Raw genomic sequence first — 26,250 nt, 5'->3', positions numbered from 1 at the left:
GAGCCGACCACATGGCCGCACCCGGCACCGCCACCACCCCCGCCACCGGCCGCCGGGAGCGTACGGGCTGGTACTTCTACGACTGGGCCAACTCGGCCTTCTCCACGACCGTCCTGACCGTCTTCCTCGGCCCGTTCCTGACCACCACCGCCGAGATCGCCGCCGGCTGCCCGCTGGGCACCGACGACTGCACCGGCCGGGTCCACCCGTTCGGCCTGACCATCGCGGCCGGCTCCTTCTACCCGTACGTGGTCTCGCTGTCGGTTTTCCTGACCGTGTTCGTGCTGCCGATCATGGGGGCCGTCGCCGACCGCGCCCCCCGCAAGAAGCCGCTGCTGGCCGGGGCCGCGTTCCTGGGCGCGGGCGCCACCGTCGCCATGGTGTTCGTGACCGGCGACCGCTACCTGCTCGGCGGGTTGCTGTTCCTGATCGCCAACATCGCGTTCGGCGCCGCCATCGTCGTCTACAACTCGTTCCTGCCCCAGCTGGCCGGCCCCGACGAACGCGACAAGGTGTCCAGCCGCGGCTGGGCGCTCGGCTACCTCGGCGGCGGGCTGCTGCTGGCGGCCAACCTGGTCGCCGTCATGATCCTGTCGGTCGACGGCGACGACCAGCGCACCATGGACATCGCCCGGTTCTGCATCGTCAGCGCCGGCGTCTGGTGGGCCGTGTTCACCCTGCTGCCGCTGCGCTGGCTGCGCGAGCACCCGGCCGCCGGGGCCGCCCCGGCCGGGCACGGCAACGTGCTCACCGACGGGTTCCGGCAGCTCGGGCACACCCTGCGCAGCCTCAAGGCGTACCCGCTGACGCTGTTCTTCCTGCTCGCCTATCTGATCTACAACGACGGCATCCAGACCGTGATCGCCCTGGCCGCCCAGTTCGGCAGCGAGGAACTCGACCTCACCCAGTCCACGCTGATCGTCACCATCCTGATCGTGCAGTTCCTCGCGTTCGGCGGCGCCCTCATGCTGGGCGCGCTGGCCACCCGGATCGGCGCCCGCAAAACCGTCCTGCTCAGCCTGGCCCTGTGGCTCGTCGTGATCGCCGCCGCCTACTGGCTGCCGGCCGGCGAGCCGGTGCCGTTCATGCTGCTCGGCGCGGGCATCGGCATCGTGCTCGGCGGCAGCCAGGCCCTGAGCCGCAGCCTGTTCTCCCAGCTCATCCCCGAAGGCAAGGAAGGCGAGTACTACGGCTTCTACGAGATCAGCGACAAGGGCACCAGCTGGCTCGGCCCGCTGCTGTTCGGCCTGATCTTCCAGCTCACCGACAGCTACCGGCTCGGCATCATCAGCCTCGTCGTGTTCTTCGTCGTCGGCGGTGTCCTGCTCGCGCTGGTGCCCATCCGCCGCGCCATCACCGCCGCCGGCAACACACCCCCCAAACTGATCTGATGAACATCTCCATCGACCCGGCGTCGGCCACACCCCCGTACGAGCAGGTGCGGCTGCGCATCGCCGAGCTGGCCGCCGCCGGGGAGCTGACGGCCGGTGAAAAGCTTCCCCCCGTACGCGCCCTGGCCGCCGAACTGGGCCTGGCCGCCAACACGGTGGCCCGCGCCTACCGGGAACTCGAACTGGCCGGTCTCGTGCAGACCCGCGGCCGGCTCGGCACGGTCGTCACCGCCCGCGCGGCGGGCACCTCGGCGCAGGCGCAGAAGGCGGCCGCCGCGTACGCGGAAAGGGTCAAAGGTCTGGGGGTGCCGCCCGAAACAGCCCTCGCGCTGGTGCGGGCGGCCCTGGGTCTGTAAGGCGTGTCAGAGGCCGTGCTCGGGGCCCAGTTCGGCGGGGTGGTCGCCGGGCCGGGCGAACCACGGCGGGCCGTCCGGGTCGGCGGTGGTCTCGATACGCAACCGGGTCAGATCGCTGACCGCGGGCATGTCGGCGTCGGTGAACCAGCCCACCTCCAGGCTTTCGTCGCCGTCGGGCCGGGCCCGGCCGCCGACCGCCCGGCAGCGGAACCACACCGCCAGGTATTCGCACTTGTCGCCGTTCGGATACTGCGCGGCGTGCATGGCCACCCCGCCGAGCCGCTCGATCTCGGCGATCACCCCGGTCTCCTCGAAGATCTCCCGCAGCGCCGCGGCGGCCGGCTGCTCCCCCGGGTCGATCATCCCGGCCGGCAGCGACCAGTGCCCGTTGTCGGACCGCTTGATCAGCAGGACCCGGCCCTGCTCGTCACGCACGACGCCGCTGGCCCCCGGCAGCAGCAGCAGGTCGTGACCGATGTGGGCGCGCAGCCCGCTGATGTAAGGCGAGATCGGCATCCGCCCACGCTGTCACAACCGGGCCGGACGCGGTGACTTGGGTGCATGAGTGCCCACGCGAAAGTGATCGTGATCGGCGGCGGCTACGCCGGGGTGATGGCCGCCAACCGGCTGACCCGCCGCGACGACGTGTCCATCACCCTGATCAACACCCGGCCGGTGTTCGTCGAGCGGATCCGGCTGCACCAGCTCGTCGCCGGCACCGCCGCGGCGGTCGCCGACTACAAGACCGTTCTTTCCCCCCGCGTACGCCTGCTGGCCGGCGACGTCACGACGATCGACCCGGCCGGGCGGACCGTGACCCTGGCCTCGGGCGGCACGATCCCGTACGACTACCTGGTGTACGCGGTCGGCAGCACCGGCGCCGCGCCCGCGCACGCCTACTCGGTGGCGTCGCTGCCCGACGCGCAGCGGCTGCGCCCGGCCCTGGCCGGGGCGGTGACCGTCGTCGGGGCCGGGCCGACCGGCATCGAGACCGCCGCCGAACTGGCCGCCCAGGGCCGCACGGTCACCCTGATCGGCCCGCTCGGCCCGTACCTGCATCCCCGCGGCCGCCGGGTGGTGGCGAGCACGCTGCACCGGCTCGGCGTCACGATGCTCGACGCGCGGGTGACCTCGGTCGGCCCCACCGCCGTGGAACTCGACGACGGCAGCACCCGGCCCAGCCCGGTGACCGTGTGGGCGGCCGGGTTCCGGGTGCCCGGCCTGGCCGCCCGCAGCGGCCTCACCGTCGACGCGGACGGGCGGCTGCTCACCGACGAAACCCTGACCAGTGTGAGCTCGGCCCGGATCGTCGCGGCCGGTGACGCCGCGTCCCCGTCGGGCCGGCCGCTGCGGATGAGCTGCCAGGCCGCGGGCCCCCTCGGCGTGCACGCCGCCGACACGGTCCTGGCCCGCCTGGCCGGGGCGGCGCCACGCCCGTTCGTGGCCGGCTTCCTCGGGCAGTGCATCAGCCTGGGCCGCGAAGCCGGCATCTTCCAGTTCTCCCGCCGCGACGACACCGCCGTCGGCCTGCACCTCGCGGGGCGCCCGGGAGCCCGGCTGAAAGAGCTTGTCTGCCGGAGCACGGTGTGGCAGCTGGCGCTGGAGGCCCGCCATCCCGGCGTGTACCGGGTGCCGTTCTGGGCCGGCGACCCGGCGCGGGCGCGGCTGCTGTCTTCGGCCTCGCCGGTGGAGTCGTACGGGGTCTGATCACCGGCCGCCGGCGGTCTCCGCCTGCGTGGTCTCCCTGCCCTCGCCGTCTTCTGCGTGCGCTTCAGCTTCCGTGGCCGGCCCGGCCTCGCCAGGTTCTGTAGGCGCGTCGGCGTGTGCGGGCGCTTCGGCCTTTGACTCGTCGCTGGTTTCGACGAGGGTGAGGCGGGCCTCGGCGTGGTGCGGGCGCTGTGGTTCGGTGGCCGGCTGCCGGTCGAGGTGGCGGGTGAGTTTCTCGCCCTCCACGTCGACGTCGGGCAGCAGCCGGTCCAGCCAGCGGGGCAGCCACCAGGCGGCCGGGCCCAGCAGCAGCATGACGGCCGGCACGAGGGTCATCCGCACGATGATGGCGTCGAACAGGATGGCCATGCCCAGCGCGAACCCGACCGACTTGATGATCGCCTCGGGGCCGAGCATGAACCCGAAGAACACACTCATCATGATCAGCGCGGCGGCGGTGACGACCCGGGCGCCGTGCCCGAAGCCGGAGACGACGGCCTGGCGGGCCGGGGCGCCGTGCACGTAGTCCTCGCGCATCCGGGTCACCAGGAACACCTGGTAGTCCATGGCCAGCCCGAACACGATGCCGATCAGCAGGATCGGCAGGAAGCTGATGATCGGCCCGGTCTGGGCCAGCCCGAACCGGTCGGCCTGCCAGCCCCACTGGAACACCGTCACCAGCGCCCCGAAGGTGGCCGCCACCGACAGCAGGAACCCGAGGGTGGCTTTCAGCGGCACGAGCAGCGACCGGAAGACCAGGGCGAGCAGCACGAACGCCAGGCCGACGACCAGGGCCAGATAGGGCAGCAGCGCACCGGCCAGCTTGTCGCTGATGTCGGCGTTCAGGGCGGTGGTGCCGGTGACCCCGAGGACCCCGTACGCCCGGCGCAGCCGGTGCACGAGTTCTTCGGTGGCCGCGTCCTCGGGGCCGGTGGCCGGGATGACGGTCAGGATCTGGGTGTCGCCCGCGTCGTTGGTGACCGACGGGACGACCATGGCCACCCCGGCCTGCCCTTCCAGCGAGGTGCCGGGGCGGGCGACCACGGTCAGCGGCCCGTTGAAACCCGGGCCGAAACCGTCGGCGAGCAGGTCGTACGCGCGGCGGGGGCTGGTGTCGGCGGCGGCGCTGCCGTCGGTCGGCAACCCGAGGCGCAGGTCGGTGGCGGGCAACGCGACCACCCCGAGACCGATCACGGCGGCCAGCAGGAACAGCACCGGGCGGCGGGCGATCTGCCGCACCCACCAGACACCGAGGGCGGGCCGCGCGGTCCGGTCCCGTACGCGGGAAGGGGTGATCCTCGGACCGGCCACCGCGAGCAACGCCGGCAGCAGCGTCAGCGCGATGATCACGGCCACCGCCACGGTGCCGGCCGCGGCCACCCCCATCTGCGTCAGGAACGGAATCCCGGCCACGGACAGACCGGCCAGCGCGATGATCACGGTCAGGCCGGCGAACACGACCGCGTTACCGGCCGTGCCGACGGCCCGCCCGGCCGCCTCCTGCCGATCCCGGCCGGCCGCCAGTTCGGTGCGGTACCGCGACACGATGAACAGCGCGTAGTCGATGGCCACGGCCAGGCCCAGCATCATGGCCAGCGACGAGGTGGTGCCGGACAGCTCGGTGAACCGGGTGGCGATGCCGATCCCGGCGAAGCCGAGCGCCACCCCGATGATCGCGGTCAGCAGCGGCAGCCCCGCCGCCGCCAGCGACCCGAACGTGATCAGCAGGACCAGGGCGGCGACGATGACCCCGATGACCTCCCCGACCGGGGCGTGCCCGGCCGCCTGCACGGCGTCCCCGCCGACCTCGGCGATCAGACCGTCGGCCCGCGCGAACATGACCACGTCGTCGAGACCCTGCCGGGCGGCGCCGCTCAGCTCGGTGGCCGGCACGGTGAAGGTGACCTGGGTGTAGGCGACCGTGCCGTCCGCGTTCGGGGCCAGGTCGGTGACCGACGCGACCTGGGGTGCGCCCTTGAGCGCGTTGACCGCCCGGGCCGCGGCGTCCTCGTCCAGTTTCTGCCTGCCCGGCTGCGAGAACACGACCCGCGCCGACGCCCCCGAACTCTGCGCGCCGGCTTGCGGGAACTTCTCGGCCAGCAGGTCGATCGTCTGCTGCGCGGGCGTGCCCGGAATGCTGAACGAGGCGGTGGTCGGCTTCTGCAGCACCGCCATCCCGGCCACGGCGGCGACCAGCACGATCCCCCAGGCGAGCAGCACCGCCCAGCGGCGGCCGAACGACGACCGGCCCAGCCGGTAGAGCAACGTAGCCATGCCGTTCACGGTCCTCGCGTTTGCGGGCGCCCACGCGAAGTTCGGCGATGCTGGTGCTGCCGGGGCTCATGGGGCGGCCAGCTGGAACCTTTCGAAACGCTCCAGGGCCTGCTCGACCACACCCCGGTGCGTGCCCTCCGATCCCGCGCCGGTCCACTTCCACTGCTGCACGAGCAGCCGGCCCGCGGCCCGGTCGGTCTTCAGGTCGACGGCGGCGACGATCTGGTCGCCGGCCAGCACCGGCAGCGCGAAATAGCCGTACCGGCGCTTGGCCTTCGGCACGTACGCCTCGAAGACATGCTGATAGCCGAAGAACCGCTCGAGCCGGTCCCGCTGGATGATCAGCGGGTCGAACGGCGACAGCAGATGCACGGCCGCCGGATCGGCCGCCGCCGGCAGGTCGTCCAGGATCTCCGGGGCCGCCCAGTGCTCGGTGCCGGCCACCGTGACCTCCACCAGTTGCTTGCGGCGAACCCGCTGGTCGATCAGCGCGCGGGCGGCCGCCTTGAGCCGGGGCGCGTGGAAACACACCGACGCCACACTGACCACTCCCTGCGCGCGCAACGCCCGATCCAGCCGGTAGGCGAGCTCCTGCCGGGCGGTCGCCGGACGCGGCGGGGTGGTCCAGCCGAAATGCCGGTCCGTCAGCTCGTACGTCTTGACCATGCCGGTCCGTTCGCTGACGGTCAGCAGCCCCCACGAGAACGCGATCTCCAGCGCCAGCTTCGACGGTTTCCGGCTGGCCCACAGCCAGTCCTTGTCGACCAGCACGTCATCGGTGATGTCGCGGATCGTCAGTGCCCCGCTGTCGCGGACCCGGGCCACCACCCGCCGCACATCCTGCGGGGTGGCCCCGCTGTGCCAGCTCAGCCACGGCCCGTTCCGCAACTGCCGCATCCGGGGCAGAAAAAACCGGAAATCCTCCGACGGCGCGTACGACAGGGCGTGCGTCCACGTCTCGAACACACTCTTGCCGACGCTCTGCGCCTGCCGCAGATCGGAACGCCGGTAGCCCGGAATCCGGCTGAACAAAATGTGATGGTGGGCCCGCTCGATCACCTGAATCGTGTCGATCTGCACATACCCCAGATGCCGCACCGCCGCCGCGACCGCCTGCGGCCCCGCCTCGAACGGCTGGGCCCCATCAAGCCGCTGCGCTCGCAGCCACACCCGTCGCGCATCCTCGATCGCCAGTCGCACGCCGTTGAAGATAGGCTGTCCAGGCCTGTCACCGCCGTCCCGCCACCTCCCGCCCGTCCTCCGCACGGCGAGGTTGTCGCACCCCGCTTTCAGCGTGTCGGCGTGGAACAACTGTGCCCGCGGTGCGGGAAGCTTCTGGATCCCGGTGTCTTCGTCGGCCCGTCCGGCAAACGGCTCCGGTCGTGCCGTCCCTGTCTCGACACGGCCTGCGACATCAACCGGCGACGCCGCGAACGCATCGGTTCTCACCAGTTCCTACGCTACTGGTAGGGATACCACATAGCAGTCATTATGGTGCAAGCGCAGTATGTCCGTTTCTGGTATTAACGTATTGCCGGTATTAGTAATCCGATAATTAGGCGCAAGGGAGGCCGCGGCTGGGACCTTCCGCGCGTGCAAGCTGGCCTTCGACGCGACCACCGCCGGCGACGGTGGCCTCGACATCCCACCGCGAAGAAAATCGTCGCCGCCGGTCAGGCAGTGGCCGATCCCACCGTCGCCTTGCTCGAGCGGGCGGTGGACCGCGTTGGCGCCGCCTGCCTGCAGGGCAAGTTCGTCGACGTCTCCGGCAACTGAATTCAGCCGAACGCTCCACCAAGAACCGCCGCCCGCACCATCGGATGCGAGCGGCGGCAGAGTCTGGTCCCTCAGTAGCGCACGGTGTTCTTCTTGAACCACCAGCCGACGCGCACGGCGGCCTTGTCCTGGTCGCTGAGCGTTGACCTGGCCTTCGATCGGCGGCAGAGTCCGGCCGGAGCGGTGCAGGTACGCCTGGTCAATCACTCTGTACGCAGGGCCTCCGCGATGGTGAGACGGGCCGCCGAGCGCGAAGCAAGAAGGGCGCCCCCTGCCGCGATCACGGCGCCGGCCAGGACGAGCAGGACCACGATCGGCACGGAGTAGACGTCGAGCATGTGGTCCGGGATGACGATCTGGGCGGCGTGCGCTATGGCGTGCATGGCGTACCGCTGGAACACGACGCCGATCGGGACGCCGGCGAGGCCGCCCGCCAGGCCGAGGGCAGCCATCGAGGTGACCATCATGAGGACCACTTGGCGGGGTGTCATGCCGATCGACTTGAGCGCTCCCAGTTCCCTTCGGCGTTCACGGGCGTTGAGGACGACCGTGTTGAAGACACCGAGGGCGGCGACCGCGCCCAGCAGAACGGTGAGCAGCGTGATGGTGGAATAGATGGCGGCGATGACCGACGGCACGGGCGCCGGTTCGGCGATGAGGCCGGGGTGGCCGGCCCTCACGGCGGCAACGTAGGCGGAGACGCCGGCTCCGGAGGCGAGCTTCACCTCGTAGCTGTCGGCTCGGCTGCCGGGCGCGATTCCGGTCAGCGTGGCCCAGTTGGACAGCACCGGTTCGGCATCGCCCATCAGGACCTCGCCGACGATGCGTACGGGCAGCCGCTTGCCGTCCCCTTCGAGCGTGAAGGTGTCGCCGAGGGCGAGCCCGCTCTGTGTCAGGAAGCGGGAGGAGACCGCCACCTCGCCCGCGGCGGCCGGCCAGCGTCCTTGCGGCATCTCGTAGCCGGCGTCGGAACCGCGGTAGAACCGGACCTGGGTCGGCTCCGTGCCGCCGACCTGCCGCATGGTCAGCCCTTTGCTGGCCACCACGCGTTCGGCGCCGGGCAGGGCGCGAAGCATCGATTCTGCGGCCTGGTCGCTCAGGGCCGGCCCGCCCTTGGCCGGGTGCACCTCGACCTGCACGGCGTCGGCCCGGGTGTCCGCGTCCACGTAGGCCGTCACCGACCGGGACAGCCCGATCGCGACGGTCACACCGGCCACGCCGAGCAGGACGGTGGCCGCGGTGAGCGCGCTGCGGGCCGGCCGGGCCAGCGGAAGGCCGGCGCCGAGGCTGACCGCCCGGGGCAGGCGGGTTCCGCCGAGCCAGCGCTGGACGCGCAGGCCCCGGCCCGGCCGGGGTGCGCTTGCCGAGCTGATCGCCTCGACGGCCGACAGGCGCCGCGCGCGGACGCTGGACAGCAGTGCGGTCAGACCGACAAGCAGCGGCACCCCGAGCAGGGCCGTGATGGTGACCCAGGGCGCCACCTGGAACGCGCCGGCGCCGTAGCTTTCGAAGAAGGCGCTGGACAGCACGGTCATGGCCAGAAGGTTGCCGAGGATCGTGCCGAGGACGGCGGCGGCGACCGTGGGCAGCAGCACCATGGTCAGGTAGACGGCCATCACCTGGTTCGGGGTGAAGCCGAGGGCCTTCAGCACGCCGATGTGCCGGAGCCCGGCCACGACGGCCCCGCTGATCACGTTCGCGACGATGAGCACGGCGACGACGAGACCGAGACAGCCGAAGATCATCAGGAAGGGGAGGAAGACTCCTGCGGTCAATCCCGCGTTGGCCCGAAGCGTGAGATAGGACTGGGCGCCGAGCAGGGCGCCCGCCGGCATCCCGGCCGTCACGGCCGCCTGGCCGGCGCTGATTTCTGCGTCGGTGGCCGCGGCTGTGAACCGGTAGAGCATCTGCTTGGTGGTCGGGTGCAGGGTCGCCATCTCCTCGGATGTGACCCAGGCCTGCGCCGACTGGCTCACCGTGTAGGCGAAACCGACGACCTTCACCGTACGGCCGTCGCCGAGCGTCACCGTGTCGCCGAGTTTCACGGGTAGGTCAGCGTTGGGTTCCGCATTGATGACGATCTCGCCGGAGCCGGAGCCGGAGCCGGAGCCGGAACCGGTGCCGGCGACCCAGCGGCCCTGCCAGACATGAACCTTGTCCACCGCGGTGTCGGGCTTGTCGCGGCCCACCACGGTCATCACCAGCGGGGGCGGCGAGGGTGCCCCCGGGTGGGGCGCAAACGTCACGTCGACGGCGGCTTGCTCGAACGGACCGGCGGCGGCCGACACCCCTGACCGGTGGGTCGAGCCGGCAAGCGCGGCGTCCGTGGCTTTGCCGGCGTCGAATGAGGCGACGAGGTGGGCCCCCTGCTGCTGGGTGTACGCCCGGTCGAACGGGCCGGACGCGGCGGCCAGAAGCGCCAGCGCCACCACGATGAGCACGCAGGAGAGACCGACGACGATCCCGATGACGGCGGTCTGCAGCCGACGTCGCCGCACCGCCGCCCGGGCCGCACGCCACACCGCGCTCACGCCGTACGTTCCAGGGCGCGTTCGCGGATGACCCGGCCGTCCGCGAGCTCGACGACGCGGCTCGCGCAGCGGGCCGCGAGGCGCTGGTCATGCGTCACGATCAGCAGGGTCTGGCCGATCTGGTTGAGGTCGAGCAGCAGGTCCATGACCTGCTCACCGGAGCGGCTGTCGAGGGCGCCGGTCGGCTCGTCGGCGAGCAGCAGGGCCGGCCGGTTCATCAGCGCGCGGGCCACCGCGACCCGCTGCCGTTCACCGCCGCTGAGCGCGGCCGGGTAGATGTTGCGGCGATCGGCCACGCCGAGTTCGTCGAGCAGCTCGAGGGCCCGGGCGCGCGCCTGCTTGGCGGGGGTGCCCACCAGCTGCGCGGCCAGCGCGACGTTGTCGAGCGCGGGCAGGTCGTCGAGCAGGTTGAAGAATTGGAACACCATGCCGATGCGGTGCCGGCGGAACAACGCGCGCCCCGTCTCGTTCAGCTTGCCCAGGTCCTCGCCCTGCACGACGACGGTTCCGCAGGTGGGGCGGTCCAGCGCCGCGACCATGTTGAGCAGTGTCGACTTCCCGCATCCGGACGGGCCCATCACAGCGACCGCCTCCCCGGCACGGATCTGAAGGCTCACGCCGTCCAGCGCGGTCGTGCCGCCGTACTCCTTGCGCACATCCTCAAGGCGTACGACATTGTGGTCTTCGGTCATGCCGGAAAGTCTGTGGGAGCCGCCGCCGCCCTGCATCGGCCCACAGATGTATGTCGCTGGACCTGCGGGATGACGCTCGCCGTACGGAATTCTGCGAAGCTGACGTGGTGTGGACGTCCGGTACCGCCTGGCTGGTGCTGAGCCTGGCCGTGGCCTGTCTCGCCGCCGGGTGGCTCGGCGCGGCGCTGGCCCGGTCGCGGCGGCGTCACCGCGCGGCCATCGAAGAGCGCAGCTGGCTGCTGGAACGGGAACGGCAGAGCGCCGCCCGCAGTGCCGTGCACGTCGAACGGGCGCGTATCGCGCACGAGCTGCACGACATCGTCAGCCACAACGTCAGTCTCATGGTGGTGCAGGCCGGCGCCGCCCGCGACGCGCTCGCCACGATGCCCGGCGAGTCCGCCAAGGCACTGCTGGCCATCGAGAACGCGGGCCGGGACACGATGACCGAGCTGCGCCACCTGCTCGGCCTGCTCGCCCCGTCGGCCGGCGGCGACGAGCTGGAACCTCAGCCCAGCCTCGCCCGGCTCAGCGACCTGATCGACCGGGTCTCCTTCGCCGGGCTGCCCGTCGAGGTGCGCATCTCCGGTGAGCAGCGCCCGCTGCCGTCCGGCATCGACGCCACCGCGTACCGCATCGTGCAGGAGGCTCTCACCAACGCCCTCAAGCACGGCAACCGGGACAAGGCCGAGGTCTCCATCCGATACGCGGAGCGCTCGCTGCGGGTGGAGGTGCTCAACGGCGGCCCGAGCGTGCTCTCCGGCGACTCCCGGCCACCGTCCACCGGCCAGGGCGACGGTACGGGCCGGGGCCTGCTCGGGCTCCGCGAACGCGTCGCCGTCTACGGTGGCCACGTGGACGCCCGCCGGCGCCTCGGCGGGGGCTACCGGGTACGCGCCCGCATCCCCCTGCAGGCGCCATGACCGACGCCGGACCGCGCGTCCTCATCGCCGACGACCAGGCCCTGGTCCGCGCCGGTTTCCGCCTGATCCTGACCGTGCGCGGCATCGAGGTCGCCGGTGAGGCCGCCGACGGCGCCGAGGCGGTGCAGGCGGCCCGCCGCTTGAAACCCGACGTGGTCCTCATGGACATCCGCATGCCCGTCATGGACGGCCTCGAAGCGGCCCGGCTGACCCTCGACCACGTCCCCGGCTGCCGCGTCATCATGCTGACGACCTTCGACCTCGACCGGTACGTCTACACGGCGCTGCGACTCGGCGCGAGTGGCTTCCTGCTCAAGGACGTCACCCCGCAACACCTCGCCGCCGCCGTGCGCCTGGTCAGCACCGGCGACGCCCTCCTGGCCCCGTCCATCACCCGGCGGTTGGTCGAACGCTTCGCCCCCGACGGCCCGGTGCCGCCGTCGGCACACCCGGAACTTTCCGCGCTGACGCCCCGCGAGCTGGAGGTCCTCACCCTGATGGGCCGCGGCCTTTCCAACACCGAACTCGCCCGGGAACTCACCCTCAGCGAAGCCACCGTGAAAACCCACGCCGCCCGCATCTTCATGAAGCTGAATCTGCGGGACCGCGCCCAGGCGGTCGTGGTGGCCTACGAGACAGGGCTGGTCTCCGCCACGGGGTCGCCCATCCGTGAGCAACGGCCCTGATCGGGGTGTGGCGCTGTGAACGACGTGAGGCTCGGGCCCGGGAACCTCGCCGGCACCGGCGTTTACGCCGCCCGTGACTTCGCGGCCGGTGAGGTTGTGGTGTCTTACCGGCTCAAGCCGCTCGATGAGGCCGCCTACGACGCGACCGAGGAAACCGCCCGCGAGCTCGGCACCTTCCTCGACGCCTACCAGCATGCGCTGCGCGAACGATCGAGCGAACTCCTCAACGGCTTGATCGACCGCGAGGCCCGTCTGTGGATGGCGGGACGCGCGGTCCGCGGCCGGGGAAGCCTTCGTCGCCGCCGGCTAACGGCACTCCCGCAGCCGCTTACGCAGGTGGGCCCGTTCCGGTTCGGTGGTGGCCAGTTCCAGGGCTTTCCCGTACGCCGCCACAGCCTCGGACGGGCGGCCGGCGCGCTGCAGCAGGTCGGCGCGGGCCGTGTGAAATGGCCCGTAATCCCGTAAGCGTTCCTGGTCGCTCAAGGCGTCTATAAGGGTGAGACCAGCAACCGGCCCGTCCCGCATCGCCACGGCGGCGGCCCGGTTGACCGCCACGACCGGAGACGGGGTGAGGGCATGCAGCACGTCATAGAGGGCCACGATCTGCGGCCAATCGGTGGTGGCCACATCGGCGGCCTCGTCGTGCAGGGCCGCGATCGCCGCCTGCACCGCATAGGGCCCGGCCCCACCGGCCAGAGCCGGCGGCACCAGCGACAACCCTTCGGCGATCATCGCCGCGTCCCAGCGGCCCCGGTCCTGGTCGCCGAGCAGCACGACCGCGCCGTCCGGGCCGGTCCGCGCCTCCCGCCGGGCGTGCACGAGCAGCATCAACGCGAGCAGCCCGGTCACCTCGCGTTCGCCCGGCAGCAGCCGCCGCAGGATCCGCACCAGCCGGACAGCCTCGCCGGCCAGGTCGGCCCGCTGCGCCGCATACCCCTCGGTGAAGATCGAATACAGGACCTGCAGCACCCCCGGCAACCGTTCGGGCAGCTCGTCGGCGCCCGGCACCCGGAACGGGATGCGCGCCTCGCGGATCTTCTTCTTGGCCCGCACGATCCGCTGCGCCATCGTCGCCGCCGGCACCAGATAGGCGCGGGCCACCTCGGCCGTGGTCAGCCCGGCCAGGCAGCGCAGCGTCAACGCCCCCCGCACGTCCCCGGGCAGCGCCGGGTGCGCGCAGGTGAAGAACAGTTGCAGCCGGTCGTCCGGGAACTCGGCGCCCTCCGGCATCTCGGTCACCGTGTCGACGTGCAGCAGAGCCAGCTTCGCCGCGTACGCCTTGTCGCGCCGCAGCCGGTCCACGGCCTTGCGCCGCGCCGTCGCCATCAGCCACGCGCCGGGCCGCTGCGGCACCCCGTCGACCGGCCAGTGCACGAGCGCGGCCTCGATCGTCGCCGACGTCACCTCCTCGGCCAGGTCCAGGTCGCCGAAGCGGCGCACGAGCGCGGCGAGCAGCCGGCCGTGCTCCTCGCGGAACACGGCCTCGACCGCCTCGGTGGTGTCCACCCGCGCTTCCGTCAGGCCCCGAAGTCGGCGACCGGCCGCACCACAACCGACCCGCCGCCGCGCGACCCCGGGCAGCGCGCCGCCCAGTCCAGCGCCGTGTCCAGATCCGGCACGTCGATCACGTAGAAGCCGCCCAGCACTTCCCGCGTCTCCGCGAACGGCCCGTCCACCACCGTCCGGGTGCCGTCCGCCGCCACCTTCACGGCCGTGGCCGTCACCAGATCGGCGAGCGACTCACCCGACACGAAGATCCCCGCCTCCTGCACCGACTTGTCGAAGTTCTGCCAGTCCTGAACCTCGCACTCCGGGTTCGAGCCTTCCGCGGTCCCGGTCCCGGCGTTGATGAGCAGCATGTACTTCACAACCAGTCTCCTGTCCTCCGCACGGCGTCCCGCCGCACACCATCACGACGTACGGCACCCGCCCGCATCGACACACCGCCCGAATTTTCCTCAGTATCCGGACCCACACGCTTCCGCACGCCCATTCCCCGGCCCGGCTTCAGGGGCGTGGGTGATGTTCCGCCTGCGGGGCGGGCCGCGGTCGAGGTGCGCACCCGCATCAGGCACGCTACGAGTCGATCGCGATCGGTTGAGCTGTCGCGGCGGAGGTTCCTGCGGCAAAGATGTGGCCCACTGTGGCCACGCGCCGGCCAAGATGGCGGGCGGTATTCAGGTCGGCTTTGTGCGCAGCGTCGGGGCCCTGGTCGTTCCAGGACTGGGCCCCTGCCCCCAGATAGAAGCCGAGGCGGTTGTCGTCGTGATCGCTCGCGGTCGTGGTGTTCCAGCCGGGCAGAAGGCCGAGGCTGATCCAATGCATGCCGTGCTGCGCGGCGAGCAGCGACAGGTATTGCAAGGTGTGCAGCTTGTCCCCGCTCATCGATCCGGAGTTGGTGAAGCCGGCGGCGAGCTTGTCCTGCCAGGATCGCTGCATCCAGGGCTTGGAGGAGGCCTCGGCGAAAGCGTGGAAGGCCCCTGACCCGCTGCCCATGTAGGTCGGGGTGCCGAAGATGATCGCGTCGGCGCGGCCCAGCGTGCTCCAGCCGGCGTCGGTGATGGTGGCGACGTCGACCAGGTCGGCGCTCGTCCCGGCCACCGAACGGGCGCCTTCGGCGACGCTGTGGGCGAATTCGCGGGTGTGACCATAGCCGGAGGTGTAGGCGATGGCGACGGAGATCTGGGGCATGAATTTTCCGTTCGTTCTGGCGGATCGCGTGGGCTTCTCGCGGCTCGCTGCCGGTGACCTCGCTAGCCCGGTGGTGTCGGGGTGCGCGGCCACCAAAGGGGGCCAGGAAGCGTCCGGAGATCGCCTCCTGTTGACGATGGAAACGCTACAGCGTTGACAGTGTCAGTGCCAACGTCAACGAAATCTGGTTACCATTGACACGTGCCGGCTGCCAGAACCGAGACCGTCTTCACCACCGACCGCAGCGAGCAGAGCGAGCGCATTCTGCAGTCCGCCGCCGATCTGCTTCGGGAGCAAGGTCCCGCGGCCATCTCGACCCGGGCGGTCGCCACCGCGGCCGGGGTGCAGACGCCGACGTTGTACCGCCTGTTCGGCGACAAGGACGGCCTGCTCGACGCTCTGGCCAGCTATGTCTTCGAGAGCTACCTGGCCGAGAAGCGGGCGTTGGAACCCAGCGCGGACGCGATCGACGACATTCGCCGCGGGTGGGACATCCACGTCGAGTTCGGGCTGCGCAACCCCGCGTTCTACGCGCTCATGTACGGCAACCTGCGCCCGGGCCGGCGCCCGGCGGCCGCGCAGGAGAACGGGCAGATCCTTCGCCGCCTGCTCGAGCGGGCCCGCCGGCAGGGCCGGCTACGCGTCCCGGTCGAGACCGCCGCCCGGCACATCGAGGCGTCCACGACCGGCGCCGTGCTTCTCCTCCTCTCGCAACCCGAGAGTGAACGTGACCCGGCCCTGCTGGCCGGCCTGTGCGACACGGTGATCGCCTCGATCGTCAGCGACACCGGACCGGCCGGGGACGAGACGACCATTGCCGGGCGCGCCCTGGCCCTGCTGGCGGCGCTCGGCGAAGGCAACGACGGACGTGACGGCGACCCAGTGGTGCAAGCCGGATTCAGCCCGGCCGAGGCGGCGCTGCTCAGAGAGTGGATCGGCACCCTGGCCAGATGACACGCCTCAGCGGGCGCGCAGGCCGTCGACGACGACGGTGAGCATGCGGTCGAGCTGGGCGTGCTGCCCGGGCCCGCCGGCCACCGACAGCACGCCGGCGAGGATGCCGCCGACGTCGACCGGATCGATGTCGGCGCGCAGCTCTCCCGCTTCGGCGCCGGCCTTGAGCAGCATTCCCAGGATCTGCTGGACCTCGTCGCAGACCGGCCCGGTGCCGAAGCGGCCGGTGGCGCTCATGGCGACCAGCGCTTCGCAGATGCCGCGCCGCTCGCCGGCCCACTGCGCGAAGTGACGCATCCAGGCGTGCAGGGCCGGCACGGGCGGCTCGGTGGCCAGCAGCGCCTGGGCGTCCTCGCGCAGCGGGCGGATCTGGTCGCGGTAGACCTCTTCGACCAGGTCCTCCCGGGTGGGGAAATGCCGGTAGAGGGTGGCGTTGCCCACGCCGGCCCGCTTAGCGATCGCGTCCAGCGAGATGGCCCGTTCCGAAGCGAAGGCCTCGGCCGCCGTGGCGATCAGGTGCTCACGGTTGCGCTGGGCGTCGGCGCGCAACGGGGTGCGTGGAGGTGTCATGGCTTCCCGATCGGACGCAGGAAAAGCGGGGAGGTCCCCGCTTCAGTGTACTGTCGGGCAAACGGGGACCTCCCCGCTTACTGACGTCCCGACGAAAGGTCCGCCATGCCCACAGCTCTCATCACCGGAGGGACGACCGGAATCGGCCGAGCGACCGCGGAACTGCTGCACGCCCGCGGCTACCGGGTCGCCGTCACCGGCCAGAACCCCGAATCCCTGGCGCAAGCCGCCCGCGAGCTTCCCGCCGACGTCCTCGTCCTCAGGTCCGACGCCCGTGTCCTGGCCGACACCGACGCTCTCGTGGCCACGGTGTCGGACCGTTTCGGATCACTGGACCTGCTGTTCCTCAACGCCGGGATCTTCCGCCCGGCCGCGGTCACCGACGTGACCGAGGAATCGTTCGACGAGCAGGCCGGCATCAACTTCAAGGGCCAGTACTTCACCCTGCAGAAAGCCCTCCCGCTGATCAACGACGGCGGCTCGATCGTCCTCACCGTGGGCATCGGATCCCGCCGCGGGCAGCCCGGCGCCACGGTCGGGGCGGCCACCCGCGGCGCCCTGCTGGCGATGCTGCCGTCCCTCGCCCTCGAACTCGCTCCGCGCCGGATCCGGGTCAACGCGGTGAGCCCCGGCGCGACCGACACCGCGCTCTTCGACAAGCTCGGCATTCCGCCGAGCGGCCGGGACGCCATGCGCGCGAGCATCCCGTTCGGGCGGTTCGGATCCGGCCACGAGATCGCCGAGGTCGTCGCCTTCCTCGCCTCCGACGCCGCCGGCTACGTCACCGGCCAGGACGTCGTCGTCGCCGGCGGCTACGGGCTCGGCGCCTGAACCACACCCCGCACAACCACAGGAGAAACACGATGGCACTCACCCTCGACACCTACCGCCAACTGGGGCGGTCCGGCCTGCGGGTCTCCCCGCTCGCCCTCGGCGCCGCAACGTTCGGCAACGACTGGGGCTGGGGAGCGGGACAGCAAGAATCACGCAGGCTGTTCGACCTGTACGTCGACCACGGCGGAAACTTCATCGACACGGCCGTCACCTACACCAACGGCACATCGGAACGCATGCTCGGCGAGTTCGCCCGCAACCGGCGCGACAGCCTCGTCCTGGCCACCAAATACACGACCCTGCGCCGGCCCGGCGACCCCAACTCCGGCGGCGCGAGCCGCAAGAGCCTGTTCGGGGCGGTCGAAACCAGCCTCCGCCAGCTGAACACCGACTACCTCGACCTGCTCTACCTGCACGTATGGGACACCACCACCCCGGTCGAGGAGATCCTCCGCGGCCTCGACGACCTGGTCCGGCAGGGCAAGATCCTCTACGTGGCCATCTCCAACACGCCGGCCTGGCAGATCTCCCGCCTGCAGACGATCGCCGACCTGCGCGGCTGGTCGCCGCTCACCGCCCTGCAGCTGGAATACAACCTGGTCGAACGCACCGGGGAACGCGACCTGCTCCCGATGGCACGCGAACTGGGGCTGGGCACAGTCCTGTGGTCACCGCTGGCCGGCGGGGTCCTCACCGGAAAATACAGCCGCCAGGACCTGACCGCGGCCCCACCCGCGCCGGGCGAAAGCGCCCGCAAAAGCTTCAACGTGGCCCTGGGCGGCGTGACCGAACGCAACCTCGCCATCGTCGACGTCGTCAAGGAGGTCGCCGCCGAGCTGGGCCGCACCCCGGCCCAGGTGGCGCTGGCCTGGAGCCTGCAGAACCCCGACGTGACCGTCCCCATCATCGGCGCCCGAACCGCCGACCAGCTCCGCGACAACCTGGGAGCGCTCGAGACCAGCCTCACCCCGGCCCAGGTGACGCGCCTGGACGAGGTCAGCGCCATCGACCTCGGATTCCCGCACGCCATGCTGGCCGGCGACCACATCCGCGCCCAGACCCGCGGCAACCTGAAAATCGAAGCCCGCCGCTGATCGTCCGGGGGCCGGCCCGCGCCGGCCCCCCAACGATCAATTCCATGGACCATAATCACGAGCCGTGAGCACACCCGAGCAGTACGTCAGCGTCCGGTACCTCGTCGACGACGTTCAAACCGCCGTCGACTTCTACACCACCCACCTCGGCTTCCACCTCAACACCCGCGCCGGCCCCGCCTTCGCCGACGTGGTCCGCGGCTCCCTGCGGCTGCTGCTGTCCGGGCCCGCCAGCTCCGGCGCCCGGGCCACCCCGGACGACGCCACCGCCCCCGGCCGCAACCGCATCCACCTCATCGTCGACGACCTCGACACCGAGATCGACCGGCTCCGCGACGCCGGACTGGCGTTCCGCAGCGAACTGGTCTCCGGGCCCGGCGGCCGGCAGATTCTGCTCGCCGACCCCGCCGGCAACCTCATCGAACTGTTCCAGCCCGCCCCGGTCACCACCTGAACCGGTCAGCCACCGGTGCGGCGGACCACCCGCAGCAGATACTCCTTACGGTCGAGCGGATTGCGGTCGGTGCGCGGCCGGGACGGCGGCGGGCCGCCGCGGACCGGCTCGTAATGGTCGAACGCGCTCTCCAGCACACCCTCACCGCGGGTCAGTCCGGGCAGCCGCCGCTGGAACTCGTGGACACTCATCGCCGGCAGCGAACCCTCCAGCAGCGGCGGCGCCGTGTTCAACGGGATACCGCCCAGCCGGGCCAGCAACCCCAGCACCGGCGGCAGCGTATCCGTGGGCAACTCGGCCCGGAACGCGTGCACCGGCTCCAGCACCGTCGTGCGGGCCCGGCGCAGCGCCGCCATCAGCACCAGCGGGGTGAGGCTGCGGAAGTCACCGGCCGTACTGGACATGCTCTTGTCGAACACCGCGTGCGCGTGACTCTGCCGCGCCCAGTAACCCGCCTTGAGCAGGTCAGCACTTACTTACGGGACGCCTCACGACGACCCCGCTTACCCAACGGCACCTCGGCCATGTCCACAGCCTGAGCCGTCACGTTCTTGATCGGATAACCACGCTCGGCCATCCACTCCTCGGCCTTGATCTGAGCCCGCACCGCCGCCTGCGGCACCTCATCGGCCTCCGCCACCTCCTCAGCGAACCGGAAGGTGAAAAACGGCCGCGCCGGCAACTCGTACGCCAAATAGCCCTCGGCCGTGTACTGCGTATTCATGAGATCGTGCTCAGCCGCCACGGCCACCAGCGAAGCCAACTGCTCCGCACTCAAACCGTCGAAACTGCCCCGCACGGTAACCCGAACAGACCGGCCCATGACCCAACCCCTTCGCCGCAACGATGCCGTCGGCCAGTATCGGCCTCACCCCGCCCCCGCGAAACCGGATTAATCACGGCCACCCGATCTCGTCGAGAAACTCCTCCATCGCCACCACGACCCGCGCCAGCACCGCAATCGAATCCGTCAACGGCCCCGGAACGAACATCCCATGATCGGCCGCCGGCACCTCCACCACGAACGGCGACAGCCGCCGCGCCAACGCCCCATCCCAATGCTTGTCGGCCGTCCCACCCACCAGCAGAAACGGCGCCGTCGCCCGCCCCAGCGCCGCCGGCACCCACGGCACCGAAAGCACCGGCGTCAACCACACCGCCGGCAAACTCCGCTCCGCCGCCAGCCCCGCCGCGAAACTCCCCAGCGACTTACCGACCACCAACGGCTGACCACCCACCCGATCGAGCACCGGCCGCACCTCGCCACACACCCACGACTCCACCGCCGGCTCGAACAACTCCACCGGCCGCGCCGACGTCCAATCATGACGATGCACGGCCGCACCCCGCACCGCCGGCACATCCCCCGCATACTCCAGCAGCCCCGCGGCACTACCGAACCTGCTCCCCGGAATCACCACAGCATCGGCCATGCGCCGACGCTAACCGGGCTGGAACCGGAATGCGATGCCCCGCGGATCACCAACCTCGGCCAGCCCCGCCGTATCCACAAACTCACCCAGACGCGCCAGCGCCGCCCCGGCCGACACCACCCCGTGCAACTGCACCGTGATCCCCGAAAACGCCAGCCACGACTCCACCGTGAACTCCTCCGGACCCAACCCGTCCAGATCACCCGACATCGTCGCCACCACCCGGATCCGCGCACCGTCCTGCCCGGCCACCCGCACAGCCACCCGGTCGTACCGGAAATGCCCCCGGAACCGCACCGAAGCCTCCGCCGGCTCCGCAAACGACCCGCTCGACACCTCGAGCCCGGCCACCGCCCGCCAATCGGCCACCGCCAGCGGCAACCAATCCAGATCGAGAGCCAGCCGCTCACCCCCGACCGGCGCCAACGGCACCACACACGTCCACGTCAACGCCGCCGGCAACCCCACCACCGGATTGTCGAACAACAGCCCCGACCAACTGCCACCCTCACCAGCCATCAACGCGCGGGCCTCCAGCCCGCCCTTCTCGTCAGCCACGGCCGGAGTTTGCCACAACCCCCCGACGCCTTCAGCGCACCGCCACCGTCAAAAGATGACTACTCGCCCCCAGCAGACTCGGCTCCTCCTCCACCTCCCGCAACATCTCCAGCAAAAGCGAAGGCTCCTCCAGAAAACCCTCCAGCGCCGGCCCGCACATCCACAACGGACTCTCCACCGACACCAGCCGCCGCAACGACAAACCCGCCTCGGCCACCTCACCCACCGTCTCGTCCGGCCGATGAAAATACGCACTCGTGAACCACCGCGGCACATCCTCAGGATTGGCGTGCCGCCCCTCAGCCAGATCCCGCTCCACAATCGGCCGGAACGCCGGATCCCGGAAAAACCCCTTCACGAAACCATCGAACAACGACGCGAACCGGCTGATCGTCGCCGCCACCACCACACCACCCGGACGCACCACCCGAGCCGCCTCCCGCCACGCCCGCACCCGATCCACCCGCTCCTGCAAGTGATAAAGCGGGCCCAGCAGCAACACCACATCGACGCTCGCATCCCCGGCCGGCAGATCCCGCGCATCACCACGCACCGCCGCCACCCCGTCCAGCGCCCCCGCCACCGCGACATGCTCCGCCACCGGATCAACCACAGTCACCTGATAACCCGCACCAGCCAGCGGTTCCGCGTACGCCCCGGTAGCGCCACCCACATCCAGCACCACCGCCGGAGCAGCCGGCAAAGACCGCACCAGCACATCCCACGTACGCAAAAACTCCAGCCGACCGGCCCCGGCCACCAACCGGCCTTGCTCGCCGCCCCGCAGGTAATAGTCCAAAATCTCCCGTTGCACCATGCCGCCGATGCTCCACCCGCCACAAACACCCCACCAACCCATTTCCCGTACGGGGGTCAGAATGCTCGGCCAAGGAATGGAAGGCGTCGTCCACGCCCTCGATGCCCACCGTGTAACCAAAAAATGGCACCACACCACCGAGCCCGCACTACAGCGCCTGGCCCGCTTCTACGACCAACTCGACGCCCGGCAGTTCTCCTTCGCCGTCCCGCGAATCCTCGACATCACCCACGAAGACGGCCACTACGTCACCGTCGAACGCCGCCTGCCCGGAACCGCCGGCCGCGCCACCGCCGACACCATGGTCGACATCGTCGCCGAACTCGCCACCTCGGGACCCCTGCCCGCCGCCCGATCCCTGGCCGTGCCCTTCCAACCCGGCGAAGACTTCCCCGCCGCCCTCGCCCGGCACGCCGCCACCCGAGCCACCCCGGTGCTCCGAGCCGCCGTCACCAACCTCGACGCCAAGATCGAAGCCCTCCGCCGGCGCCTCCCCGAAGCCGACACCGGCCGCCGCGCCGTCATCCACGGCGACCTGGTCCCCGCCAACGTCCTGACCTCGGACACAGGCGCCACCACCGCGGTCCTCGACTGGGGCTTCCTGACCACCGAAGGCGACCCGGCCTTCGAGGCCGCCATCACCGCGGCGATCTACGACATGTACAGCCCGGCCGCCCTCGACACCGAACTCGAGCTGCTCGCCCGCATGGAACACCGGCTCGGCTACGACCACCGCACCCTGCTCGTCTATCGAGCCGCCTACTCCGTCATCACCGCCACCGCCTACGACCCGGCCGGGCAGGACGGCCACTTCGCCTGGTGCGCGGCCGCCCTCAACCGAGCCGACGTGGTCCAGGCTCTTTTGTTCTAGCCGGGGTGAGGGCGGCCCGAAGGGTCGCTCTTCCGCTATGCCCTTGATCTCTGCGTGTAAGGCATCCTAGGAAGATAGGAAGTTAACTTATGCTGTCGTGATGATCAAGGTGAGTGGTGCGGCCGCGGTCGTGGCCGTAGTGATGAGCGCTGGCTGTGGGGCGCCGGACGGGCGGACGGGCGTGCCCGCGGACTGCGACCCGGGACTGGCAGGCATAACCTGGTCGGCGCCCGCCACCGAGCCGGTCCTGACCAGGGTGCAGCTCTTTGCTCAGGACGGGCTCACCCCAGGCAGCCAGGGCGATCTCGTCCTGGACCAGCCGTTCAGTCCGGCCGTCGAGGGAGTCGACGCGCCCCCGATCTGGACGGCCACGCTGGCCGAATCGCTCAGCAAGACGCTGGGCCGCACGGCCCACGCCACCCCGCCCGGACCCCGGCCCGACGGCGGCAGCGGGTTCGGCGGACCGGCCAGCTCCCACTTCCTGATCTACGACGGCGTGCAGAGCGTCACGGCGGCCTTCGAGGTGGCCTGCTCCCCCGCCGTCCGCGGAACGTTCCGCACCTGGACCACCCGCACCGGCGGCGGCGTGAGCTGTGCCCACGACGAGAACGCCGACCTGTTCGGCCGGCTGGCCCAGGACCGGTACTGCCCCGAGCCACCCGGCTGAATGTGCCGAACACGTCAAACCGAATCGCTTGGTGCACCGCCGTCCTTCAGGCACGGTGAAGCGCATGAAGACCTTCAAGGAGGCGACCACGGTGGTCGCCGGTGACGGGGCCCTGGAGGCCGACCTCGACGCCGAGTGGGCCATCGGCGACAAGCTGCACGGCGGCTACCTGATGGCGATCCTGGGCCGCGCGGTCGCCGCCGAGGCCGAACACCCGCACCTGGTGTCGATGAGCACGACGTTCCTGCGCCCGCCCGCGGCCGGGCGCGCCACCGTGACCGTGGAACTGCTGCGGGCCGGGCGCAGCGCCGGGCAATACCGGGCCCGGCTCGACCAGGACGGCCGGCCGTGCGCCGAGGCCCTGGTCACCCAGGGGGTGCTCGACTCGTCGGCCCCGTGGTGGGGGCGGGCCAAGGCGCCCGCGCTGCCGCCCGAGGACGAGTGCATGCGCCTGCCCGCGCAGGCGCCGGGCTCGCCGTTCCCCGTGCCGCTGCTCGACCTGGTGGAGCACCGCCTCGACCCGGCGGTCCTCGGCTTCGCCGTGGGCCGGCCGTCGCGGGACGGGCAGACCGCCGGCTGGCTGCGGTTCGCCGACGGAGCCGACTGGGACCCGCTGAGCCTGCTGATCGCGACCGACCCCGCTCCCCCGATCTCGCTCACCCTCGGCCTGACCGGCTGGGCGCCGACGCTGAGCCTGACCGCGTACGTGCGAAGGTTGCCCGCCCCCGGCCCGCTGCGCTTCGTCATGCGCTCCAGCGAGATCACCTCGGGCCGCATGGACGAGACCGTCGAGGTGTGGGACACGGCCGACACGCTGGTGGCGCAGGCGACCCAGCTGGCCGCCGTACGCGTCTAGGCTTCAACTCTGTGATTACAGTTGCAGGCCCCGGGGACCGCGGGGCCGTCGTCGACTCGCTGGTGGCCGCGTTCGGAAACGATCCCGCCCTGCGGTACGTGTTCCCGGACGACGACACCTACGCCCGGTACGCCCCCGCGTTCTTCGGCCTCTGCTTCGACAAGCGCGTCCAGCACCGCACCGTGTGGACGATCCAGGACGGGGCGGCCACCGCCATCTGGGAACCGCCGGGCGCCGGGGACCCGGGTGACGCCCTCGACGGCGAGCTACCCGGCGACACCCTCAAGCGGCTCCGCGCGTACGACGAGGCCGTGCACGCCGCCCTGCCCACCGAGCCGTTCTGGTATCTGGGCGTGCTCGGCACCCACCCCGGCTACACCGGCCGGCGGTGGGCGCAGGCCGTCATGCACGCCGGGCTCGAGCGGGCCGAGGCCGACCGGCTGCCCGCCGTCCTCGAGACCAGCAACCCGGCCAACGTCGGCTTCTACCGCAAAGCCGGCTGGCAGGTCGCCAACGAACTGACCGACCCGCTCCCGATCTGGGTCATGCGGCGCTGAGCCGGCGCAGCGGTATGGGATCGATCACCCCGGCGCCGGTCGACGGAGGCCGCGGGTCCGCACCGGCGGGGGAGATCGACTAGGGTTTCCGGGCTGCACCGCAATCCGGGGGGAACATTGAAACGCATCGGTCCGGGCCTGCTCGCCCTCGTCTCCGCCGGCGCCCTGCTGGCCGGTTGCGTGCCGTCCGTGGGGATTCGTGCCGTGCCCTCCGGCGCCCCCGACGCGTCGGGGGCGCCGGAGGCGAGCCCGTCCGCTCCGGCCGGCACGCAGGCGATCGACACGTTCAAGGCGGCCCTGCGCAAGACCCACAACGCCACCTACAAGTTCAGCGTGAGCAGCGACCTGCCCGACAAGGCCCGCGTGGCCGGCACGGGCAGCTTCGACCGCGTGGGCAAGAAGCTGCAGACGAACCTGAAGTACACCGGCGGCATCAACCCGCACACGACGCAGTCGGTCGTGATCGGCAACCACCTGTATCAGAAGGAGCCCGGCGACAGCCGCTGGGTGCATCTGAACATGGCCAAGCTGAAGAAGTTCAAGTCGATGAAGGTCAGCCTGGCCGACCCGGTCGGGCTGGCCGCGTTCAGCGGCGCGCTCAAGACCGTGCGGCAGACCGGGCCGAACGCGTACGCGGGCACCTTCGACCCCAATCCGGCCGACACCGACGAGTTCCTGCCGCTCGGGGCGCCCAGCATCATCGTGTTCAGCATTCTCGGCCCGGACGCCCAGTTCAGCGCCAAGACCGACGCCAACGGCTGGGTCACGATCATCAACGCCAAGGTCACCGCGGACGAGACGGTCAAGATGACCACGAAGTTCTCCGGTCACGGTGCGGCGTCCGGCATCAAGAAGCCCTCCCGTACGGGCGAGGCCGCCGATTTCTACTACGAGTGACCGCGTCGCCGCCCTGGTGCCCGGCGGCGCCCCGCGGGTGGCGGTCGACGGCGTGGACGGCGTCGGCAAGACGACCTTCGCCCGCGAGCTGGCCCGTAGCCTTGCCGACCGCGGGCGCCCCGTCGTGCAGATCTCGGCCGACGACTTTCACCACCCCGCTTCCGTACGCCACCGGAAAGGACGCGGGTCCCCCCAAGGGTTCTGGCTCGACAGCTACGACTACCCCGCGCTGATCCGCGACGTGCTGCTCCCCTTGGGCCCCGGCGGTGATCGCCGGTATCGGCGGGCCGCGCATGACCTGCGTACGGGCAAAGCAGTGGAACCGGCCCGGGAAACCGCCCCCGCCGGCGCAGTCCTGGTCGTCGACGGCCTGTTCCTGCAGCGCGACGAGCTTCGCGCGTACTGGGAGCTCACGATTTTCCTGGACGCGCCGTTCGAGGTGACCGTGCCCCGGATGGCCGCCCGCGACGGCTCCGACCCGGACCCGGCCCACCCCAGCCAGGCCCGCTACGTCGGCGGGCAGCGGCTCTATTTCGCCGCCTGCCACCCCCAGGCGCGCGCCGACGTGCTGATCGACCACACGGACCCGCCGAATTCCAGAATTGTTCGCGCACCCTGTCCGAATCCGTAGGGCGGCGCCGTCCTGACGGTGAAGACCCACGAA

Annotated in this window: 29 protein-coding genes; 15 read left to right on the top strand and 14 right to left on the bottom strand. The window is 71.1% G+C overall.

Annotation, left to right across the window (positions count from 1 at the left end; genetic code table 11):
- Window positions 1-11: 11 nt before the first annotated feature.
- Both ACZ3I4_RS18860 and ACZ3I4_RS18855 read left to right on the top strand, forming a co-directional pair.
- Window positions 12-1,391 (top strand): MFS transporter, encoded by a 1,380-nt coding sequence (locus tag ACZ3I4_RS18860; protein WP_465383226.1) that lies wholly within the window; start codon window positions 12-14, stop codon window positions 1,389-1,391.
- A complete protein-coding gene (locus tag ACZ3I4_RS18855) occupies window positions 1,391-1,747 on the top strand; it encodes a GntR family transcriptional regulator (RefSeq protein WP_465383225.1) in 357 nt (118 codons plus the stop codon). The genes ACZ3I4_RS18860 and ACZ3I4_RS18855 overlap by 1 nt, the downstream gene beginning before the upstream one ends.
- 6 nt (window positions 1,748-1,753) lie before the next feature.
- Here ACZ3I4_RS18855 and ACZ3I4_RS18850 read toward each other — a convergent pair whose 3' ends face one another.
- Window positions 1,754-2,263, bottom strand: a complete 510-nt coding sequence (locus ACZ3I4_RS18850) for an NUDIX hydrolase (RefSeq protein ID WP_465383224.1) — start codon at window positions 2,261-2,263, stop codon at window positions 1,754-1,756.
- Window positions 2,264-2,308: 45 nt separating this feature from the next.
- On the opposite strand from ACZ3I4_RS18850, the gene ACZ3I4_RS18845 reads away from it, so the two are divergent.
- A complete protein-coding gene (locus ACZ3I4_RS18845) occupies window positions 2,309-3,454 on the top strand; it encodes an NAD(P)/FAD-dependent oxidoreductase (protein ID WP_465383223.1) in 1,146 nt (381 codons plus the stop codon).
- Here the strand turns inward: ACZ3I4_RS18845 and ACZ3I4_RS18840 are convergent, their stop codons facing one another.
- The 4 genes from ACZ3I4_RS18840 to ACZ3I4_RS18825 form a co-directional block, all read right to left on the bottom strand.
- Window positions 3,455-5,728 carry an MMPL family transporter gene (locus ACZ3I4_RS18840; RefSeq protein WP_465383222.1) on the bottom strand — a complete coding sequence of 758 codons (2,274 nt, stop codon included), beginning with the start codon at window positions 5,726-5,728 and terminating at the stop codon, window positions 3,455-3,457.
- A 66-nt stretch (window positions 5,729-5,794) separates the two neighbouring features.
- Window positions 5,795-6,928 carry a winged helix-turn-helix domain-containing protein gene (locus ACZ3I4_RS18835; RefSeq protein ID WP_465383221.1) on the bottom strand — a complete coding sequence of 378 codons (1,134 nt, stop codon included), beginning with the start codon at window positions 6,926-6,928 and terminating at the stop codon, window positions 5,795-5,797.
- A gap of 779 nt (window positions 6,929-7,707) precedes the next feature.
- Window positions 7,708-10,035, bottom strand: a complete 2,328-nt coding sequence (locus tag ACZ3I4_RS18830) for an ABC transporter permease (protein ID WP_465383220.1) — start codon at window positions 10,033-10,035, stop codon at window positions 7,708-7,710.
- On the bottom strand, window positions 10,032-10,727 hold the full coding sequence (locus ACZ3I4_RS18825) for an ABC transporter ATP-binding protein (RefSeq protein WP_465383219.1): 696 nt from the start codon (window positions 10,725-10,727) through the stop codon (window positions 10,032-10,034). Before ACZ3I4_RS18825 ends, ACZ3I4_RS18830 begins: the two co-directional genes overlap by 4 nt.
- Window positions 10,728-10,858: 131 nt before the next feature.
- On the opposite strand from ACZ3I4_RS18825, the gene ACZ3I4_RS18820 reads away from it, so the two are divergent.
- Both ACZ3I4_RS18820 and ACZ3I4_RS18815 read left to right on the top strand, forming a co-directional pair.
- Window positions 10,859-11,647: a sensor histidine kinase gene (locus ACZ3I4_RS18820; protein WP_465383460.1), complete on the top strand. Its 789-nt coding sequence runs from the start codon at window positions 10,859-10,861 to the stop codon at window positions 11,645-11,647.
- Window positions 11,644-12,333: a response regulator gene (locus tag ACZ3I4_RS18815; protein WP_465383218.1), complete on the top strand. Its 690-nt coding sequence runs from the start codon at window positions 11,644-11,646 to the stop codon at window positions 12,331-12,333. Before ACZ3I4_RS18820 ends, ACZ3I4_RS18815 begins: the two co-directional genes overlap by 4 nt.
- Window positions 12,334-12,639: 306 nt before the next feature.
- Here ACZ3I4_RS18815 and ACZ3I4_RS18810 read toward each other — a convergent pair whose 3' ends face one another.
- From ACZ3I4_RS18810 to ACZ3I4_RS18800, 3 genes are all read right to left on the bottom strand, one after another.
- Entirely contained in the window at window positions 12,640-13,839 is a 1,200-nt protein-coding gene (locus tag ACZ3I4_RS18810; RefSeq protein ID WP_465383217.1) for an RNA polymerase sigma factor, read from the bottom strand.
- A gap of 11 nt (window positions 13,840-13,850) precedes the next feature.
- Window positions 13,851-14,192, bottom strand: coding sequence for a YciI family protein (locus ACZ3I4_RS18805; protein WP_465383459.1), 342 nt, complete (start codon window positions 14,190-14,192; stop codon window positions 13,851-13,853).
- A gap of 217 nt (window positions 14,193-14,409) precedes the next feature.
- Window positions 14,410-15,024: a flavodoxin family protein gene (locus ACZ3I4_RS18800; RefSeq protein WP_465383216.1), complete on the bottom strand. Its 615-nt coding sequence runs from the start codon at window positions 15,022-15,024 to the stop codon at window positions 14,410-14,412.
- Between the two features lie 201 nt (window positions 15,025-15,225).
- Here ACZ3I4_RS18800 and ACZ3I4_RS18795 point away from each other — a divergent pair, with 201 nt between their 5' ends.
- The gene (locus tag ACZ3I4_RS18795; RefSeq protein ID WP_465383215.1) at window positions 15,226-15,978 is read left to right on the top strand and encodes a TetR/AcrR family transcriptional regulator; all 753 of its coding nucleotides are present in this window, start codon (window positions 15,226-15,228) and stop codon (window positions 15,976-15,978) included.
- A gap of 6 nt (window positions 15,979-15,984) precedes the next feature.
- Here the strand turns inward: ACZ3I4_RS18795 and ACZ3I4_RS18790 are convergent, their stop codons facing one another.
- The gene (locus ACZ3I4_RS18790; RefSeq protein WP_465383214.1) at window positions 15,985-16,548 is read right to left on the bottom strand and encodes a TetR/AcrR family transcriptional regulator; all 564 of its coding nucleotides are present in this window, start codon (window positions 16,546-16,548) and stop codon (window positions 15,985-15,987) included.
- A gap of 105 nt (window positions 16,549-16,653) precedes the next feature.
- Here ACZ3I4_RS18790 and ACZ3I4_RS18785 point away from each other — a divergent pair, with 105 nt between their 5' ends.
- The 3 genes from ACZ3I4_RS18785 (at window position 16,654) to ACZ3I4_RS18775 (ending at window position 18,930) form a co-directional block, all read left to right on the top strand.
- Window positions 16,654-17,379: an SDR family oxidoreductase gene (locus ACZ3I4_RS18785; RefSeq protein WP_465383213.1), complete on the top strand. Its 726-nt coding sequence runs from the start codon at window positions 16,654-16,656 to the stop codon at window positions 17,377-17,379.
- A gap of 32 nt (window positions 17,380-17,411) precedes the next feature.
- The gene (locus ACZ3I4_RS18780; RefSeq protein ID WP_465383212.1) at window positions 17,412-18,476 is read left to right on the top strand and encodes an aldo/keto reductase; all 1,065 of its coding nucleotides are present in this window, start codon (window positions 17,412-17,414) and stop codon (window positions 18,474-18,476) included.
- A gap of 64 nt (window positions 18,477-18,540) precedes the next feature.
- Window positions 18,541-18,930: a VOC family protein gene (locus ACZ3I4_RS18775; protein ID WP_465383211.1), complete on the top strand. Its 390-nt coding sequence runs from the start codon at window positions 18,541-18,543 to the stop codon at window positions 18,928-18,930.
- Between the two features lie 5 nt (window positions 18,931-18,935).
- On the opposite strand, the gene ACZ3I4_RS18770 is transcribed toward ACZ3I4_RS18775, so the two are convergent.
- The 5 genes from ACZ3I4_RS18770 to ACZ3I4_RS18750 form a co-directional block, all read right to left on the bottom strand.
- The gene (locus ACZ3I4_RS18770) at window positions 18,936-19,334 is read right to left on the bottom strand and encodes a hypothetical protein (protein WP_465383210.1); all 399 of its coding nucleotides are present in this window, start codon (window positions 19,332-19,334) and stop codon (window positions 18,936-18,938) included.
- Window positions 19,335-19,402: 68 nt separating this feature from the next.
- Complete coding sequence (locus ACZ3I4_RS18765) at window positions 19,403-19,753, bottom strand: DUF6204 family protein (RefSeq protein ID WP_465383209.1); 351 nt, start codon at window positions 19,751-19,753, stop codon at window positions 19,403-19,405.
- Between the two features lie 73 nt (window positions 19,754-19,826).
- Window positions 19,827-20,363 (bottom strand): alpha/beta fold hydrolase, encoded by a 537-nt coding sequence (locus tag ACZ3I4_RS18760; protein ID WP_465383208.1) that lies wholly within the window; start codon window positions 20,361-20,363, stop codon window positions 19,827-19,829.
- A 9-nt stretch (window positions 20,364-20,372) separates the two neighbouring features.
- Window positions 20,373-20,921, bottom strand: a complete 549-nt coding sequence (locus ACZ3I4_RS18755; RefSeq protein ID WP_465383207.1) for a hypothetical protein — start codon at window positions 20,919-20,921, stop codon at window positions 20,373-20,375.
- Between the two features lie 31 nt (window positions 20,922-20,952).
- Window positions 20,953-21,738: a class I SAM-dependent methyltransferase gene (locus ACZ3I4_RS18750; protein ID WP_465383206.1), complete on the bottom strand. Its 786-nt coding sequence runs from the start codon at window positions 21,736-21,738 to the stop codon at window positions 20,953-20,955.
- Between the two features lie 76 nt (window positions 21,739-21,814).
- Between ACZ3I4_RS18750 and ACZ3I4_RS18745 the strand changes: the two genes are divergently transcribed.
- The 6 genes from ACZ3I4_RS18745 to ACZ3I4_RS18720 all read left to right on the top strand — a co-directional run bounded on the left by ACZ3I4_RS18745 (window position 21,815) and on the right by ACZ3I4_RS18720 (window position 26,217).
- Complete coding sequence (locus tag ACZ3I4_RS18745) at window positions 21,815-22,609, top strand: phosphotransferase family protein (protein ID WP_465383205.1); 795 nt, start codon at window positions 21,815-21,817, stop codon at window positions 22,607-22,609.
- Window positions 22,610-22,709: 100 nt separating this feature from the next.
- Entirely contained in the window at window positions 22,710-23,276 is a 567-nt protein-coding gene (locus ACZ3I4_RS18740) for a hypothetical protein (protein ID WP_465383204.1), read from the top strand.
- Between the two features lie 64 nt (window positions 23,277-23,340).
- The gene (locus tag ACZ3I4_RS18735; protein WP_465383203.1) at window positions 23,341-24,132 is read left to right on the top strand and encodes a thioesterase family protein; all 792 of its coding nucleotides are present in this window, start codon (window positions 23,341-23,343) and stop codon (window positions 24,130-24,132) included.
- 11 nt (window positions 24,133-24,143) lie between these two features.
- Entirely contained in the window at window positions 24,144-24,689 is a 546-nt protein-coding gene (locus ACZ3I4_RS18730; RefSeq protein ID WP_465383202.1) for a GNAT family N-acetyltransferase, read from the top strand.
- Between the two features lie 117 nt (window positions 24,690-24,806).
- Window positions 24,807-25,586, top strand: a complete 780-nt coding sequence (locus tag ACZ3I4_RS18725) for a hypothetical protein (protein WP_465383201.1) — start codon at window positions 24,807-24,809, stop codon at window positions 25,584-25,586.
- Between the two features lie 16 nt (window positions 25,587-25,602).
- Window positions 25,603-26,217 carry an AAA family ATPase gene (locus tag ACZ3I4_RS18720; RefSeq protein WP_465383200.1) on the top strand — a complete coding sequence of 205 codons (615 nt, stop codon included), beginning with the start codon at window positions 25,603-25,605 and terminating at the stop codon, window positions 26,215-26,217.
- The last annotated feature ends 33 nt before the right edge of the window (window positions 26,218-26,250 follow it).

Source organism: Actinoplanes sp. NPDC021490, assembly GCF_055562135.1.
Note: the sequence above shows the minus strand (reverse complement) of the source record. Positions and strands in the feature narration are given on the sequence as shown.